Source organism: Geobacter anodireducens (genome assembly GCA_001628815.1).
GTDB lineage: Bacteria > Desulfobacterota > Desulfuromonadia > Geobacterales > Geobacteraceae > Geobacter > Geobacter anodireducens.
Map to the genome: position 1 here is coordinate 2,152,880 of CP014963.1, position 15,559 is coordinate 2,168,438.

Here is a 15,559-nt window from a genome sequence, read left to right on the forward strand (position 1 = left end):
CGCCGGAGGAAACATGCCTGCAACCCAGGAAGAAAGCTAGCACATTAACCCCACACCGTCAAATGTTTCTCTGGGCTCCGGAGCCTTGCGCGGACCGGGTTTTGTGGTATTATTGACATTACTTTTCTTCCCATGGAAGCGGTATGGAACAACATCACGTCCGGTCACTGCTGAAACCCTCCGCCTACCCGGATCCAACCGGATCCGTGGAGTTGGTCCAGACCCACGTCTCGTACATTTTTCTCACCGATGACTTCGCCTACAAGGTGAAAAAACCCGTAGACTTCGGCTTCCTCAACTTTTCGACCCTGGATCGGCGCCGTTTCTACTGCGAGGAGGAGGTTCGCCTCAACCGCAGGCTCTGCCCCGACATCTATCTCGGCGTGGCAGAAGTCCGCGAAACCCCGGCAGGTGCCGCGTTCGTCGGCGATGGACGGGTCATCGACTATGCTGTCAAAATGAAGCGGCTGCCGGCGGACCGCATGTTCGACCGGCTGCTTTCCGCGGGCCTGGCCGGAGAACCGGAGGTCCGGGCCGTGGCGCGCGTTGTCGGCATCTTTCACCTGGAGGCGGAACAAAGCCCGGAAATAGACACGTTCGGCGGCCTGGACACCATTGAAGCCAACTGGGCGGAGAATTTCCAGCAGACCCTTCCCTATTGCGGCATCACCCTGAGTGCGCGGGATCACGGTTTCATAAGGGAATGGGTGGAACGGTTCATGACCGAGCGGGCCGGCCTCTTTGCCGCGCGCGTCGGGGCAGGCCGCATCCGCGACGGCAACGGCGACATCCACATGGAAAATATCTGCCTCGGCGCCGACGGCGGAGTCTGCATTTTCGACTGCATCGAATTCAACAATCGGTTCCGCTACGGCGACACCGCGGCAGACATCGCGTTCCTGCTCATGGACTTCGACTTCGTCCTCCGGCCTGACCTGGGAGCCGCTTTTCTTGACGAGTACACGCGGATCACCAACGACGCGAGCGTCGTTGAGGTGATCGACTTCTACAAGGTGTATCGGGCCTTTGTCCGGGGCAAGGTAGAGAGCATGCGGCTCGCGGATCCGCAGATTCCGGAGAACGAAAAGCAGGCCGCGGCGGCACGGGCATCCCGCTACTTCCGGCTGGCACGGGGTTATACGGTGAGGCCGGGACTTCCGCCGACCCTGTTCATTACCTGCGGACTGACCGGTTCCGGGAAAAGCAGTCTGGCAAGGGAACTCTCCCTGGACCTGGGGCTGGAAATCGTCTCCTCCGATGTGGTAAGAAAGGAGCTTGCAGGACTGCGTCCCACGGATCGTCCGGGTGAAGGTTACGGCACAGGGATTTACACGGACCGGGCTTCGGTGCGAACATACGGGGAACTGGAGCGCCGGGCGCGGGCCGCCCTTGGGGGCGGCCACAGCATCATTGTGGATGCCACCTTCCGCCGGCGCGCCGACCGGGCCCGGTTCGGGACCCTGGCCCGGAACGCCGGGACGCCGTTCGTCATCCTGCATGCGGTCTGCCCCGAGCCGACGATCCGCAGGCGGCTCGACTCGCGGCAGAAAGACCGGAACGAGCCCTCGGACGGGACCTGGGAGGTCTACCTCCGGCAAAAAGACGGATTCGATCCCCCGTCGGACCGGGAGGGGACCCTTCTGCGCATCGACACGTCGGGCGCCGCGTCAGCCATGGTTGACGCGGTGCTCCACGGACTGGAGCTGCTTCCATGTGGAAAAAGCTGAACGGCGCCATCCTCAAGCGGTTGAGGCTCAGGGAATCATGGGTGATCTTCTTCGTGCTGGGAATCATCATGATGAATTATCCCTTCATCCAGATATTCAACAAGCCGTGGCGGATCTTCCACATTCCGCAGCTTTACCTCTATTTCCAGGCCGGGTGGGCGGTTTCCATCCTTGTCATCTACCTCTTCACCAAGGCCATTGACCTTCCCGACGACGACCACGACGAAGGAGATCGCCGTTGATCCTCAGCATCGAACTGGTGGTCGGCATATCACTGCTCTATATTGTCTTCCTCTTCACGGTGGCCTATTACGCCGACAAGAAAAGGGAAGAGGGACGGAGCATTATCGCCAATCCCCTGGTCTACGCCCTTTCCATTGCCGTCTATCACACGTCCTGGACGTTCTACGGCAGCGTCGGCAAGGCCGCGACCACGGGGATCGACTTTCTGCCCGTCTATCTGGGGCCCACCCTGGTCGCATTCTCCTGGTGGTTTTTACTGCGCAAGATCGTGCGGATCTGCAAGGAAAACAACATCACGTCCATCGCCGACTTCATCAGCTCCCGCTATGGGAAATCCCAGTGGCTCGGCGCCGTGGTCACGGTCATCGCCACCGTGGGGATCATGCCCTACATTGCACTTCAGCTCAAGGCGGTCTCAACCACCTTCGACATCATCTGCGGGTACCCCTACGTCCAGCTCCCGCTTCTGCACACGAACTACCCGGTTTCGCTCCACACCAACTTCTTCGCCGCGGTGATCCTGAGCGCCTTCAGCGTCATCTTCGGCGCCCGCAAGCTGGATTCCACCGAGCGCCACGAGGGGCTGGTCGCCGCAATTGCCGTGGAATCCATCGTCAAGCTCGTGGCCTTCATGGCTGTGGGCATTTACGTGACCTACGGGCTGTTCAACGGTTTCGGCGACATCTTCTCCCGCATCGATGCCCGGGGCACCCTGCTGGATAACCTGACCACCCTGGGGGGGACCACCGCAATGTCCCATGCCCACTGGTTCACGACGCTGTACCTTTCCATGGCTGCCATCATGCTGCTCCCCCGCCAGTTTCACGTGACGGTCATCGAAAATTCGAACGAGAATCATATCAAGAAGGCCATGTGGCTCTTTCCCGCCTACATGTTCCTGATAAACATCTTCGTGATGCCCATTGCCCTGGGCGGAATACTTCAGACCGGCGGCGTCATGGGCGCCGACTTTTTCGTGCTTACCCTCCCCCTGCAGGCCGGCCATTCCTGGCTGGCACTCCTGGCCTTTCTGGGAGGTTTTTCGGCTACCGCAGGCATGGTGATCGTGGAATCGGTCGCCATCTCCACCATGTTCCTCAACCACCTCCTGATGCCCATCGTGGTGAAGCTCAGGCCTCGCTCCTGGTTTCCCACCATGCTCATCAACCTGAAACGGCTCTGCATCTTTGTCGTCATTTTTCTCGGCTATATCTACCAGACCGTGGTGGGCGAAACGTTCATGCTCGTGAACATGGGGCTCATTTCCTTCGCTGCCGCGGCGCAGTTCGGCCCTGCTCTCCTGGGGGGACTCTACTGGCGCAGGGGCAACAAAGCCGGCGCACTGACCGGCATCGTGCTCGGCTTCATCTTCTGGTTCTATACCCTGCTGCTGCCGTCCATCATCATGTCCGGCTGGCTCCCCCGCTCCATTCTCGATCAGGGCCCCTTCGGCGTGGCCCTGCTCAAACCGACGGAGCTCTTCGGCCTCTCAGGATTCGACATCTGGACCCATTCCCTCTTCTGGAGCCTTCTCTTCAATATCGGGGGATACCTGACCCTGTCCATCGTCCTTCACCAGAAAGACCGGGAAAAGGAGCAGGTGCGGAAATTCGTCGACGTATTCACGGCCAGGAAGAACGGCGTCCCCTGGGAAACCAAACGGATGTCGAAGCCGGTGACCATCATGCAGTTCGTAAATCTCATGTCCAAGTTCATCGGCGAACAGCAAGCCCACGCGGCAATCACCGAGTATGTGGGTTCGCGCGAGATCGACGCCCAGGGAGGGGTCTCGGAGTTCGAGCTGCCCAAGCTGAAACGCTTTACGGAAAAAACGCTTGCCGGCTCCGTGGGGGCAGCCGCGGCAGGCGCCATTGTGGAGAGCTATCTTTCTGACCTCGGTTCGCGCATGGAGCCGGTCTACGACATATTCAGCACCGTTCAGGCATCGCTGGCCGAAAGCCGCGAAGCGCTCTACGTGCGGCTCCGGGCCTCCGAGCTCATGAACCGGACCCTTGACCTGCAGATCATCATGGACGATCTCCTCAACCTGCTTTTGAAGGAATTCAAGCTCGACCTGGCGATCATTCGACTGGTTGACGAACAGGGAGTGCTGCGGGTCCGCAGCTACAGCGGCAAGGGGATTGCCGGCATCGCCGGGAAAGACTGGGAACCGGAGATCGAAACCTACATCGGTGAGGCGTTCCTGAGCAACCGGCTCCAGTTCGTGAACGACACCCAGTACATGACCAAGCCGCTCACCAGGGAACTGATGCAGAAGGAAGGGATCAAGTCCTTTGCCCACATCCCCATCTCCCGCAAAGGGGAACCCCCCTTCGGGATCCTGTCCGTCTTCTCCAGAACCATTGTCGGCCTGTTCAACGAACCCTTCCTGAACCTTCTGGAGAGCCTTGCCGGCCAGTTGGCCCAGGCGGTTAAGATCGTCATGGAGATGGAGGCAAGGGATCGCGAACGGGAAGAGAAGGAGCGGATTCTTCTGGAGAATGCGCGAGTGGTCAAGGAGATGGAAATCGCCAAGCAGATCCAGATCTCGCTGCTCCCCTCGGCCACCCCGGCGCTCCCGGGCATGGCCGTGGCGGGCCGGTGCAAGCCGGCCACCCATGTGGGGGGAGACTACTACGACTATTTCCAGCACGGAGAATCCGGGGCGGACATGGTCATTGCCGATGTCTCCGGCCACAGCGTCGGCGCAGCTCTCATAATGGCGGAAACCCGCAGCGTGCTGCGCGCCCAGGCGCGCTCCGACCGCACGGTCTGCGAAATTCTCGAAACCCTTAACGAGCTCCTCCACGACGACCTCTCCGGGGCGGAACTCTTCATCACCATGTTCTACATCCGCTACGACACCCGTCGCCGCCTGCTCTCCTATGCGAACGCGGGGCACAATCCGCCGCTTGTTTTCCGAGATGGCCGCGCCTCGTGCATGGAGCTCGACGCAGAAGGGCTCATCCTGGGCGTGAAGCGCCAGGTTGAATTCGAAGAGAAACAGATTGAGCTCCGGCCCGGCGACGTGGTTCTCCTCTACACCGACGGCATTACGGAGGCCCGGAATCCTGACGGGGAATTCTTCGGTTCTTCAAGGCTCTGCAAGCTCCTGTCAGCTAACAGCGACAAGAGTGCCGACGGCATTATCGACGTCATCCTTGCGGAGGTCGAATCGTTCAGCAGCGACAACGTCCTTGATGACGACGTCTCCATGGTTGTCCTCAAGATCCTGGAAGGGTGAATTTCATGAAAATGTGAGCGTGGGAGGCCTAATTAGTGTAAGATAGCTTCTGAAGATCACCATGAAGGTCTTTCAGAATGAAGGACTGATATATCAAGGAGCGGACCATGAACCTGAAAATCGAGACGAAAAACGACATTCTCATCATATTCGTACGCGAGGAGCGGCTCGACGCCCATAACTCCAACGACCTCAAGACAAAGATGCAGGAACTCTTCGCGGCGGGGACGAAGAACATCCTCGTGGACCTGACCGACGTGCGGTTCATCGACAGCTCCGGCCTGGGAGCCTGGTATCCGGTTTCAAAAACGCAATCTCCCATCAGGGGAGCCTGAAACTCACCAGTCTCCAGCCCCAGGTCAAATCCATGTTCGAATTGACCCGGCTCCACCGGGTATTTGAAATATTCGGCTCCACGGCGGAAGCAGTGGAAAACTTCTAGGAGTGAGCGGGATGGACAAAAACGAGATCGAGGTCGACATCAAGGTACCGAACCAGACGCGCTACCTGAGCCTCATCGGAAGGATCGGCGAGGACATTGCCAAGGAACTGGACCGCTACGGCGGTGACCGGGAAACACTGGCATACCATATCAACCTCGTCCTCACCGAGGCCATGGTCAATGCCATCAAGCACGCCAATGCCGGCGATCCCGACAAAATGGTCCACATCTACATCAACATATCGGACCAGGATCTGATGATCCGGGTCTACGATTCAGGGCAGGGATTCGACATCAACACGATCCCCGCTCCCGACTTCGACACCCTGGAGGATCGGGGACGGGGCATCTTCATCATCAAGTCGCTCATGGACACGGTTCGCTATGCAAAGGTCGCCGATGGCAACGTACTCGAGATGACGAAATGCCTGCGTACCTCCTTCCCCCCCCCCGCCCAGGTAACCCCTGGCCTATGGCCCGACCTTTCTGCGTGAAACAAGGACGGCCATGACCAAGCCCAGAAGAAACATGGGAAAACTGAGCAACTGACCCATGGAAAAGGGTCCGGCAAGAAGCCCCAGTTGAGCGTCCGGTTCCCGGAAAAACTCCACCAGGAACCGGAACAGGCCGTAGAACGCGATGAAGGTCCAGAATACCACGCCAGCCGGACGCTCCCGCCTCCCCACAACCATCAGGATCAGAAAGAGTACCGGCCCCTCCAACACTGCTTCGTAAAGCTGCGACGGATGCCGGGGCACTCCGCCGCCGCCGGGGAAAATGATTCCCCACGGCACGTCGGTCACCCTGCCGTAAAGCTCGCCGTTGATGAAATTGCCGAGCCTGCCGAGTCCCAGCCCAACGGGGGCCGCCGGTGCACAGATGTCGGCCAGCAGCGGAAATCCGATCTTCTTTTGCCGGGCCACGTATGCACCTGCCAGAATCACGCCCAGGAGCCCGCCGTGAAACGACATGCCCCCCTCCCACACGGCGAACAGCTTGAGCGGGTGGGAAAGGTAGTAGGACAGGTTATAGAAGAGAATGTATCCCAGGCGTCCGCCGAGGATAACGCCGATTGCCAGCGAGAAGATCACATCGGCCACGTCGTCCTGGGTCAGGGCGAGGCCACGACGGTTGGCGGCACGCCTGACAATGAAATAGGCGGCGATGAACCCGAGGATGTACATCAGGCCGTACCAGCGGAACTCCAGATGCCCGATACGGAAAAAGACCGGGTCAATATGCGGGAACTGCATGTCGCTCCTCTTGAATTCGAAGTTCACTTAACCTATCAGACGGGGGGAGTACTGTCAATTGACGCTCCACTGACAACGGCATTCCTTCACGGCAAACCGTATTCATATCATGCTGATATACTTGGATAATTTTTTACCCCCTTCCACTTGACAGCCCGGAGAAGGCGTTTACAATTCATAGTAAAAGGTCTTTGAAAATTGCTCTGGGAGGCAGGTACTGACCGGTTGAGGGACCTGACGGTTAAGCACACCATTACGCATCCGGGTTCAGACGTGTTGAGCATGCCCGCAGCACTGAGCAAGCCTGAAACGTTTCCCCGGGGGAATCTGTACTCAAGGTCAGAGGGTCCAGCGGTTTACGGCTGTCCCGGAGCAAAAAACTGATTGGCGTTCAGGGAATGGCGCCTCGCGTGTATCTCTCATCCGTCAGGCGCGTCGCAACCGCCACAAAGAGGGGAAGCACCAGCTGCAGACCGTGACGAACGGTCGCCAAAGAGCGTTCGCCACGGCGTAGCCACGGCTTTCACCGACGGACATGGGAAAGCATCCCCGCTGAACGCCAATTGCAGTGAAAAGCCCGGAGTGGTATCTCCGGGCTTTTCTTGTAGAAGGTAATTGCGTCGCCACACGGGTCTGGGTGTGGGTGGCCTATTTACGCAGTTCCAGCGGCACCCCTGCCCTGGCGGCGCTCTCTTTCAGGGCCGCGAGTTTCTCCCTGAGCCCTGCCAGCTTTTCCTCGAACCGCTTCACTTCGGTCTGGGTTCCCAGGTATTCGCCGCGGCTCATCTTGGCGGGATTGGCCAGTTTTGCCTTCCGGTCGGCGAGCTCATTCTCGTAAAGGTGGATATCGTTCCTTAGTTTGCCGAATTCGGCTTTCCAGACATCCTCCGGCGTGCCGCCGTAAACCGGTTTTTTCTCCTTTTCGGGCTGCTGAGCCGGTTTCTCCTGCGGCTCGGGCGCCCCCCGCGACGGGACGCCTTGCCCCTCCGCCGGCGCCTTCGGCTGAATGCCCTCCTCCACCGATTCGGTAACCTCGGGCGACACGGAACCGGGATCGGAGATGACCGTCACCTTCTTGCGGAACTTCTTGGGAACCTTGCCCGGATCCTCGGTGAAATTCACGGTTCCCCGCTCATCAATCCACCGGTAGGTTTCGCCCATGGCGGGCTGGGCCAGAACGGCGACAAGAAGCAGCATCATAATGCTTTTCATCAATTGTCCCCCTCTCGCGGAGCGTTTCGTGGACCGCTATCCCGGCGGCCATCCCAGGTGGCGACCGGCCAGCAGATGAAAGTGAATGTGGAAGACCGACTGACCGGCGTCAGCGTTGGAGTTCTGGACGATCCTGAAGCCCCGCTCCTCGACGCCACGCTGGCGGGCGATTTCTGCGGCAACGCGGAACACGCGGCCCACCAGCCGGTCATCCTCGGGCGCAAGGTCAAGGGCATTGACCACGTGTTTCTTCGGGATCAGGAGAAGGTGATGGGGGGCCACGGGATTGATATCCTCAATGGCGATCATGTCCTCGTCCTCATACACTTTTTTCGCGGGGATCGTCCCGTCGACGATCTTACAGAAGATGCAGTTGTCCATCCTGCTGTCCTTTCGTGTCGATCTTGATCCGGTGCCAGAGATCCGCACCCCGTGCCTTCAGGTAGCGTTCGTCGTGGACCAGGAGGATCACCTGGTGATCGGAGGCTGCGAGGTTGAGCGCCGTCAGGGCCGCGGCCCTGCGCTCTTCGTCGAAATGTACCAAAGGGTCGTCGAGAAGAAAAGGCAATTTTCGGCTGCGGGAAAGGATGCCGCCGAGGGCGAGCCGCGTGGCGAGATAGGCCTGATCCTGGGCACCGCAACTCAGGGCGCCCACCGGGCGAGGAGTTCCTTCGACGCCGATGGACAGGGTAAAGCCGTCATCCAGGATCGCCTCGCGGTATCTGCCGGCGGTGAGATTGTACAGCTTTCCGTTGATCTCGCTACCGAGGCGCGACAGATAGGTGGCGCGGTACTCGTCGAGGGTTTCGCGCAGGAGGTCGACCGCGAGCCGCAGCGCTTCCACCCGCCGCACGAGGCGGATTTCGCGGGCCTTCAGCTCCTCGCCCTCTTCCGCGATGGCCTCCGGATCGAGACTCCCCCGGCGCACCACCGCCAGTTCCTGCTCCTTGACGAGGCACAGCCTCTCCTTTTCGGCCACCTCGCTCTCAAGCCGCCGCATCTTTTCCTCAGCCCCGGCGTACTCGCGGGGGGACATGACCGGAAATCCCCGCCCGATCAAAGTCTCCATGCTTTCACGGGTCACGGCCAGTTCCCGGGCCAGTTCGGCCTCCTGGCTCCTGATGCCCTCCAGGGGCGGAAGAACCCCAAGGGCGCTCTCGATCCGGGACAGCTCCCCTCTCACCTCTGCGGCGCGGTCGATTTCGCGCAGGATATCGTCGACCCGCAGGGGGTCGAATGTTCCCAGCCGCGTTTCCAGTTCGGCCTCGGTCCGGTCGAGTTCTTCACGGAGCCTGACCGCATCGGCGGAGAGGCCGTCGATGCGCCCCTGAATGCGGGCCGTCTCGGCGGATCGAGCCTGACCGGCGCGCACCGCGCGCACAACAAGGAACACCGTAACGGCAAGGGCGCACCCGGCAAGGGGCAACCATGCCAGGGGCAGCAGAAACCACGCCCCCGCAGCAGCCCCCCAGAGAAGGAGAGCCAGGACCAGCGCCGGCGCCTGCAGGACGGGGCCGGCATGCGTCCGGTCGGCGCTCAGGCCCGCCAGCTCCCTCTCAAGTACCGCCAACCGCTCCGAACCATCGGTCCATGCTTCCAGCGTCCTGGCAAACCCGTCGGGAAGTCCGGCCGCCTCGCCCAGAGATGCAAGCCGCTCTTCAACCGATTGCCGCTTCGCAATGAGAGCCTCGACCTTTTCCCGTTCAGCCCGGATGCGGTCGTAATCCTTGCGAAGCGCCTCTTCCCGGGCGGCTGCCTCGTGATATCTGCTCACCCGCTCCAGATAGCGCTTTCCCTTGTCCAGATCCTCTCGTCCCGCTGCCACGGCGGTCCGCAACTCGGCAATCGTCCCATCCAGGGCGGCAAGCTCCGACACGGCACGACTCGCCTCGCGCCATTGCTCGGCCAGGACCGCCATGCGCGCACGGACCTCTTCAAGCTCCCGGTCCCGCGAACGGCCGCCGGGGCGCCTGGTCAACTCGAACAGTTCCTTCTCCAGGCTCTCCACCACCGCATCGTAATCGAGCTCCGCAAATCCCGACAGGAGCTGCTTGATGCGGGTGGTAAGCCCCGCGTCACCCTCGATCCGCAGGTCGCGCTGCCCGACGTAGACTGAATTGCGGAAGATGTCCCCTTCCGCAAATCCCCATACGTCCTCGATCTTCGACAGGTATTCCTCGCGCTCGCTGCTTCTGCCCAGGGGGGAGACCTTGCCTTCGAAGCGCCAGAGGGTCCTCTCCCCCCCGCGCTCGACAGCCTGAACCCGGTCGGAGAGAAAATCGCGGGCAATGGTCATTTCGCGGACGTTGTAGGCGAAGCTCACCCGGGCTTCGCACCGCTCGCCGCCTGCCCAGGGCACGAAGCGGTCCCGCTCCTTGCGAAAACCGAAGATGGTTCCGGAGATTGCCGCCACGAGCGTCGACTTGCCCGCCTCGTTGCGTCCGTAGACCAGATTCATGCCCGGCCGAAAGGTGAACGACGCACCCCTGAACCGGCCAAAGGCGGGGAGTTCGACCCGGCTGATCCAGAGCATCAGTTCCCCCCTCCGCGGCTGAACCGCCCCATGACGAGCTTGAGGGCGTCGCGGCACAGTTCGCGCTCGGCGTCGGAACCTGCGGCGTCGTACCGTTCATGGATCTTGCGGATGAACAGCCCCCGGATCGAGTCCTCCCGCTCCATCCGCTTCACGTGGCCGCTGTCGTAGAGATCGGTTTCGTCCACCAGTTCGAGCCAGGCGAAGTTTCCCTTTACCCGTCCGGACAGATTGGCCGTGTCCAGGGGCTCTTCCACGGTCCCGCACAGCCTGACGCGCCCGATGGTATCGGAAGAGCCGAGACGCGCCAGTTCCGCTTCAAGGGCTGCCGGCTCGGCAAAGAGCGAGGCGTCGACGCTGAACTCCCGGATGATCCGTGTCTGCACCTCGACCCGCTCGACCGAGGCATTGCCCGGCGCCGCCTCCACGATCAGGGCGTAACGGGGACCGTTCTCGCCGAACTTCTTCCCCTCCGGCGAGCCCGGATAGCAGGCAATGACGCGCCCCCCCTCCTCCAGGCAGGCGGCGTCATGGTAATGGCCGAGCGCGATGTAGTCCAGGCCGAGTTCGGCCAGGTCGGCAACGGAGAAAGGGATGTCCTTCTTGCGCATCTCCCACTCGGGGTTCCCCTTGAGGGAGCCATGGAGGAGCCCCACGTGGATGCCGCTGCCAGGGCGGCGGCGCATGGATTCGAGTGCCTCCCGCGAACGGTCGGAACGATAGGCGAAACCGTAGAAAAAGACCGTCTCGCCACGGATGTCCAGCCGCAACGGCTCGCCCACCACCGGTTCCCGCAGGATATGGGTGCCGGAAAACTGGTAGCGGCTGTAGACGCTGTCGGCCGAGATGATGTTGTCGTGGGTGCCGGGGATCAGGACTACCCGTACCCCGCGCCCCTCAAGCCTGGCAAAGGCGTCCTGCACGTGCCCCACCGTCTCGGCGCCCGCCGATGCTGAGTCGAACAGGTCGCCCGCCACCAGCAGGCAGTCCACCTCACGCTTGATGGCGAGATTTACGATCCGGTCGAAGGTTTTGAGGAAGTCGCGACGACGCTCACGGCTGAGATCCCCGAACGTGCGCAGGGGTGAGTCGAGATGCAGGTCGGCGGTATGGAGGAATCGGATGGGCATGGCTGATAGCGGATTACCGGTTATGGGGCGGGGCTTCCCCGGCCGCCTTTTTCAGGTGGATCAAAAACTCGCGATTTCCCTTGGGTCCGAGGATGGGAGATTCGGTCACGCCGAGAACCCGCAGGCCCAATCCTTCGGCAAGGGCCACCACGTCGGCGATCACCCGGCGATGCTTCTCCTCGCCGCGCACCACGCCTCCCTTGCCGACCTCTCCCCGTCCCACCTCGAACTGGGGCTTGATGAGGGCGACAATGGCGCCCTCATCCCCGATGAGCCGCAGGGTGGGGGGCAGGACCTTGTCGAGGGAGATGAAGGATGCATCGATCACTGCCAGGCCGGGAGTCTCCGGCAGGGAGCCGGGCTCCAGATAGCGGATGTTCGTCTTCTCAAGATTCACCACACGGGGGTCCTGACGCAGTTTCCAGGCCAGTTGCCCGTACCCCACGTCAACGGCATAGACCTTCCGGGCGCCGCGCTGGAGCAGGCAGTCGGTGAAGCCGCCGGTGGAAGCACCAACGTCAATGGCGGTCATGCCCGTCACGTCGATGCCGAACGCCTCCAATGCCCGGTCAAGTTTGAGTCCGCCCCGACTCACGAAGGGGATGTCCTCACCTTTGAGCCGGATTTCGGCGGCCACGGGAACCTGGAGCCCGGCCTTGTCCGCCAGGTGATCGTTCACCACCACCTGGCCGGCCATGATGAGCGCCCGGGCCCGCTCCCGCGACTGGACGAGCCCCCGGTCGACCAGAAGCTTGTCGAGGCGCTCCCTGTTTTTTGCGGCGTGCGTCGGTGATGAGGCTGTCATGGACTGAAGTTCTACGGCTTGCTGTACGAGGGGCAATCCTCGGCGGCCAAGGGAAGAGAGTCAGCGGGCGATTGATATGCTTTTTTCCGCTCCGCCCTCCGGTGCCGGTTGAGCAGCCGGATAATTTCCACCACGAGCGGCAGATCCTCGGGATGAAGCAGGCACAGTTCCTTTTCCAGCTCCCCAGCCATGCCGACCTGTATCGCCCGGGACCGGGCAGCTTCGGCTGACGGCTCGCCCTCGAAGAAGAGGCTCGCGGGCACGCCGAGCGCCTCGCTTATGCCGAGCAATATCTTCAACGACGGTAACTGTTCGCCTCGCTCGATCTTACCGATATAGGTATAATCGAGACCGCCGCTCACCAGCGCAGCCAGCTCCTTCTGGGTCAGCCCCCGCTCGGTCCTCAGCCTTTTCAGCGCACGTCCTATATCACAGTTCAACGGCAACTCCCACCGGTTTGCCCCGTGACCGGAACCCACGGAGAATTCCGGCCAGGCGCGGGTTTATGCCCACCCGGGCGCACGTTTGATATACCCCCTTTCACCCCCGTGTGTCAATGCGATTAACAATACGACTGCCAGTCATATTTAACATTGACATTAATGACTATTTATCGCACTATCATTCCAATCGCCGTATCCGGAGGTATCGTGGACAAACGCTTTTTGCTCAAAACCCTGTACGAGACGGGCAGTAGCGCCCTCCTCTCCGGAGAAGAGCTCAGGCTGTATGTACTGCTTCTGGCAGCAGCCGGCACCAACGGACGGGGGTTCCTTCCATACGGTGTCATTGAGGAGGCACTTGGCCCGATTCACCCGCCCGGACGGCTGACGTTCATGTGCAGGAGGCTCGAAGAGCTGGGGCTCATTCACCTCCACGGAACCTCTGCCATCACGGCCGGTGTCGGGTATTGCTTGAAAGAACCGGTCCCCGTCACCCACGACGCCCCCATGGAGCCGAAGTCCGGTGCCGGCAATGGAGACCCCCATGACACACAATGAACTACCGACGGGCAGACGTAACCTTACGGCGCACACGAGGGCTCGCGTACTTGTAGTGGACGATGATTGCGATATTCTCTTCTTCGTGAAGCTCGTTCTCGAAAACGAGGGCATCGGCGTTCTCTGCGCGGAAGACGGTCCTCAGGCACTGGAGCTGCTCGCGAACAATGCGTGCACTGTCATGATCACCGACCAGAACATGCCGCTCATGGACGGTTTCGAACTGGCACACCGGGCCCGCCGCCTCAGGCCGGGGATAGTGATTTTCATGGGCACGGGCCATATCTATCCGGGAATCCAGGCCAGAGCGCAGTCGGCTGGCATCCGACAGGTCTTCGGCAAGCCGTTCAACTTCCCGTATCTCTTTGCCGCTCTGAATGACGTATTGTCCGGAGAGACGCAGAATCAACCGGCTGACCGGGAGGAGTGATGGTACGTATGGGCGACGAAGCGTGGCACGCAAAAAAGTGCTTGCAAACCCGAATGGGGGGTGCTATAAGTTCAAGTCCAACGCCGAAGTGGTGGAATTGGTAGACACGCAAGATTCAGGATCTTGTGCGGGCAACCGTGTGCTGGTTCGAGTCCAGTCTTCGGCACCAGTCAACAAAATTAGCAACTTAGCTGGTTAGAACTGAGAGAACCCGTTTTTGTCACAGTTTTCGTGCTGTGAAGAAAGCGGGTTTTTTCATGCCTAGACACCTCTTCATCCGCAATGGCAGGTACTACTTCCGCCAATGGATACCCCTCGATCTCCGGTCCTCGTTTGGCGGTAGAACAGATGTAGCGAAGTCCCTCAAAACCAGAGACAGGAAAGAAGCGCTTGCTCTTGCCGGTGGCCTTCAGCAAAGGTACCAGCTCACATTCTCCCTTCTCAGAACCGGCTTACTGTCTCCCGAACAGGCTTCCTCCCTCCTTGACGGTACAACAGCCCAAAAACTACAGAGGCTTGCACAGGAACCGCTTCGCTCCCCCCCTCCCCCTACACCGGCCCCTTCCCTTAGTGCTTTGATTGATCTATTCACCCAAGAGCACCATCCAAAATGGACTCCCAAGACTCAACAGGAATTTTCGGGCCAGTTCAAAGTCTTGGTTAAAGTCCTCGGAGATTGCCCTGTATCGTCTTTTGACCGTCCCTCTTGCGTTTCCTGTCGGGATACCCTCAGAAAATTGCCACCGGGATTTACTAAGAAAAAACATCTCATGGATAAACCCGTGTCTGTGCTCGTCCAAGAGGAATCAGTGGGGATGCAACCCAAGACAGTCAACAAGTATATTACCCTCCTGTCTACCCTCTTCAAGTGGGGAGTCAAGCACGGGTACATGAAGAGCAATCCAGCGGAAGGATTGACCTTGGAGCTACTGCACAAACCCGATGAGGAGCGCAAAGCCTATGAAACGGAAGACATTAAACGAATCCTTGAGCATCTTCCCAATAACATCGCCAAAGAACCTGAAAAACGGTGGGTACCTCTTATTGCCCTCTATAGTGGCATGAGGCTAGAAGAAATTTGCCAGTTAACAGGAGAGGACATTAGGAATGTAGATGGAGTACTCTGCTTTGACGTGAACACCAACGGTGACAAGAGACTCAAAACCAAGGCGAGTACTAGACTTGTTCCCGTCCACCCCGCCCTCTTGAATATGGGGCTTGAGGAGTACACGAAGTCAAGGTTGCCATATGAGAACCTATGGGGACTCTCCAAAGGAAAATGGGGATACGGCAAAAAGGTAACTAACTGGTGGAGTAGCATTTTCAATCGAAAGTACGTCACCAACGACCCCCTGAAATGCTTTCATTCTTTCCGACACACCTTCGCGGATACCCTGAAACAAGCAGGAGTTGAGGAGGTCATCATATCAGAGCTAATGGGGCACGCCAACCACAGCATTACCACAGGAAGGTATGGTAAGAGATACAGGCCACAGATGTTGCTGGATACCGTATGCAAACTGGATTACAGATTGTAAA

At 59.9% G+C, this 15,559-nt stretch carries 14 protein-coding genes, 1 tRNA gene and 1 pseudogene; 9 read left to right on the forward strand and 7 right to left on the reverse strand.

From position 1 onward, the window contains the following. Nucleotides 1-143 precede the first annotated feature (143 nt). From A2G06_09840 to A2G06_09860, 5 genes and pseudogenes are all read left to right on the forward strand, one after another. The gene (locus tag A2G06_09840) at nt 144-1,727 is read left to right on the forward strand and encodes a kinase (protein ANA40541.1); all 1,584 of its coding nucleotides are present in this window, start codon (nt 144-146) and stop codon (nt 1,725-1,727) included. Next, a complete protein-coding gene (locus A2G06_09845; GenBank protein ANA40542.1) occupies nt 1,712-1,969 on the forward strand; it encodes a hypothetical protein in 258 nt (85 codons plus the stop codon). Before A2G06_09840 ends, A2G06_09845 begins: the two co-directional genes overlap by 16 nt. Then, nucleotides 1,966-5,214 (forward strand): stage II sporulation protein E, encoded by a 3,249-nt coding sequence (locus tag A2G06_09850; GenBank protein ID ANA40543.1) that lies wholly within the window; start codon nt 1,966-1,968, stop codon nt 5,212-5,214. The genes A2G06_09845 and A2G06_09850 overlap by 4 nt, the downstream gene beginning before the upstream one ends. Nucleotides 5,215-5,321: 107 nt before the next feature. Then, nucleotides 5,322-5,656 (forward strand): annotated as a pseudogene (locus tag A2G06_09855) (anti-anti-sigma factor). 11 nt (nt 5,657-5,667) lie between these two features. After that, nucleotides 5,668-6,150, forward strand: a complete 483-nt coding sequence (locus A2G06_09860; GenBank protein ANA40544.1) for an anti-sigma factor — start codon at nt 5,668-5,670, stop codon at nt 6,148-6,150. Here A2G06_09860 and A2G06_09865 read toward each other — a convergent pair. The 7 genes from A2G06_09865 to A2G06_09895 form a co-directional block, all read right to left on the reverse strand. After that, a complete protein-coding gene (locus A2G06_09865; GenBank protein ID ANA40545.1) occupies nt 6,127-6,909 on the reverse strand; it encodes a prolipoprotein diacylglyceryl transferase in 783 nt (260 codons plus the stop codon). The genes A2G06_09860 and A2G06_09865 overlap by 24 nt on opposite strands. Nucleotides 6,910-7,557: 648 nt before the next feature. After that, nucleotides 7,558-8,121, reverse strand: a complete 564-nt coding sequence (locus tag A2G06_09870; GenBank protein ANA40546.1) for a hypothetical protein — start codon at nt 8,119-8,121, stop codon at nt 7,558-7,560. Nucleotides 8,122-8,157: 36 nt separating this feature from the next. Further along, nucleotides 8,158-8,502, reverse strand: coding sequence for a histidine triad nucleotide-binding protein (locus tag A2G06_09875; protein ANA40547.1), 345 nt, complete (start codon nt 8,500-8,502; stop codon nt 8,158-8,160). After that, on the reverse strand, nt 8,480-10,654 hold the full coding sequence (locus tag A2G06_09880; protein ID ANA40548.1) for a nuclease SbcCD subunit C: 2,175 nt from the start codon (nt 10,652-10,654) through the stop codon (nt 8,480-8,482). Before A2G06_09880 ends, A2G06_09875 begins: the two co-directional genes overlap by 23 nt. Beyond that, a complete protein-coding gene (locus A2G06_09885; protein ANA40549.1) occupies nt 10,654-11,784 on the reverse strand; it encodes a nuclease SbcCD subunit D in 1,131 nt (376 codons plus the stop codon). Before A2G06_09885 ends, A2G06_09880 begins: the two co-directional genes overlap by 1 nt. 13 nt (nt 11,785-11,797) lie before the next feature. Continuing rightward, the gene (locus A2G06_09890) at nt 11,798-12,589 is read right to left on the reverse strand and encodes a hemolysin (protein ID ANA40550.1); all 792 of its coding nucleotides are present in this window, start codon (nt 12,587-12,589) and stop codon (nt 11,798-11,800) included. Between the two features lie 11 nt (nt 12,590-12,600). Further along, on the reverse strand, nt 12,601-13,029 hold the full coding sequence (locus tag A2G06_09895; protein ID ANA41647.1) for a transcriptional regulator: 429 nt from the start codon (nt 13,027-13,029) through the stop codon (nt 12,601-12,603). Between the two features lie 210 nt (nt 13,030-13,239). Here A2G06_09895 and A2G06_09900 point away from each other — a divergent pair, with 210 nt between their 5' ends. From A2G06_09900 to A2G06_09915, 4 genes are all read left to right on the forward strand, one after another. Continuing rightward, complete coding sequence (locus tag A2G06_09900) at nt 13,240-13,590, forward strand: hypothetical protein (GenBank protein ID ANA40551.1); 351 nt, start codon at nt 13,240-13,242, stop codon at nt 13,588-13,590. Further along, nucleotides 13,577-14,020 (forward strand): response regulator, encoded by a 444-nt coding sequence (locus A2G06_09905; GenBank protein ID ANA40552.1) that lies wholly within the window; start codon nt 13,577-13,579, stop codon nt 14,018-14,020. Before A2G06_09900 ends, A2G06_09905 begins: the two co-directional genes overlap by 14 nt. 82 nt (nt 14,021-14,102) lie before the next feature. Further along, nucleotides 14,103-14,189 (forward strand) — tRNA-Leu (locus A2G06_09910). Between the two features lie 646 nt (nt 14,190-14,835). After that, complete coding sequence (locus A2G06_09915) at nt 14,836-15,558, forward strand: hypothetical protein (protein ID ANA40553.1); 723 nt, start codon at nt 14,836-14,838, stop codon at nt 15,556-15,558. The last annotated feature ends 1 nt before the right edge of the window (nt 15,559 follow it).

Bases quoted from the DNA above. Each gene is read 5' to 3' on its own strand.
- A2G06_09905 (ANA40552.1), top strand. From the start codon at position 13,577: ATGACACACAATGAACTACCGACGGGCAGACGTAACCTTACGGCGCAC.
- A2G06_09860 (ANA40544.1), top strand. From the start codon at position 5,668: ATGGACAAAAACGAGATCGAGGTCGACATCAAGGTACCGAACCAGACG.
- A2G06_09885 (ANA40549.1), bottom strand. From the start codon at position 11,784: ATGCCCATCCGATTCCTCCATACCGCCGACCTGCATCTCGACTCACCC.
- A2G06_09890 (ANA40550.1), bottom strand. From the start codon at position 12,589: ATGACAGCCTCATCACCGACGCACGCCGCAAAAAACAGGGAGCGCCTC.
- A2G06_09840 (ANA40541.1), top strand. From the start codon at position 144: ATGGAACAACATCACGTCCGGTCACTGCTGAAACCCTCCGCCTACCCG.
- A2G06_09875 (ANA40547.1), bottom strand. From the start codon at position 8,502: ATGGACAACTGCATCTTCTGTAAGATCGTCGACGGGACGATCCCCGCG.
- A2G06_09880 (ANA40548.1), bottom strand. From the start codon at position 10,654: ATGCTCTGGATCAGCCGGGTCGAACTCCCCGCCTTTGGCCGGTTCAGG.
- A2G06_09865 (ANA40545.1), bottom strand. From the start codon at position 6,909: ATGCAGTTCCCGCATATTGACCCGGTCTTTTTCCGTATCGGGCATCTG.
- A2G06_09870 (ANA40546.1), bottom strand. From the start codon at position 8,121: ATGAAAAGCATTATGATGCTGCTTCTTGTCGCCGTTCTGGCCCAGCCC.
- A2G06_09915 (ANA40553.1), top strand. From the start codon at position 14,836: ATGCAACCCAAGACAGTCAACAAGTATATTACCCTCCTGTCTACCCTC.
- A2G06_09845 (ANA40542.1), top strand. From the start codon at position 1,712: ATGTGGAAAAAGCTGAACGGCGCCATCCTCAAGCGGTTGAGGCTCAGG.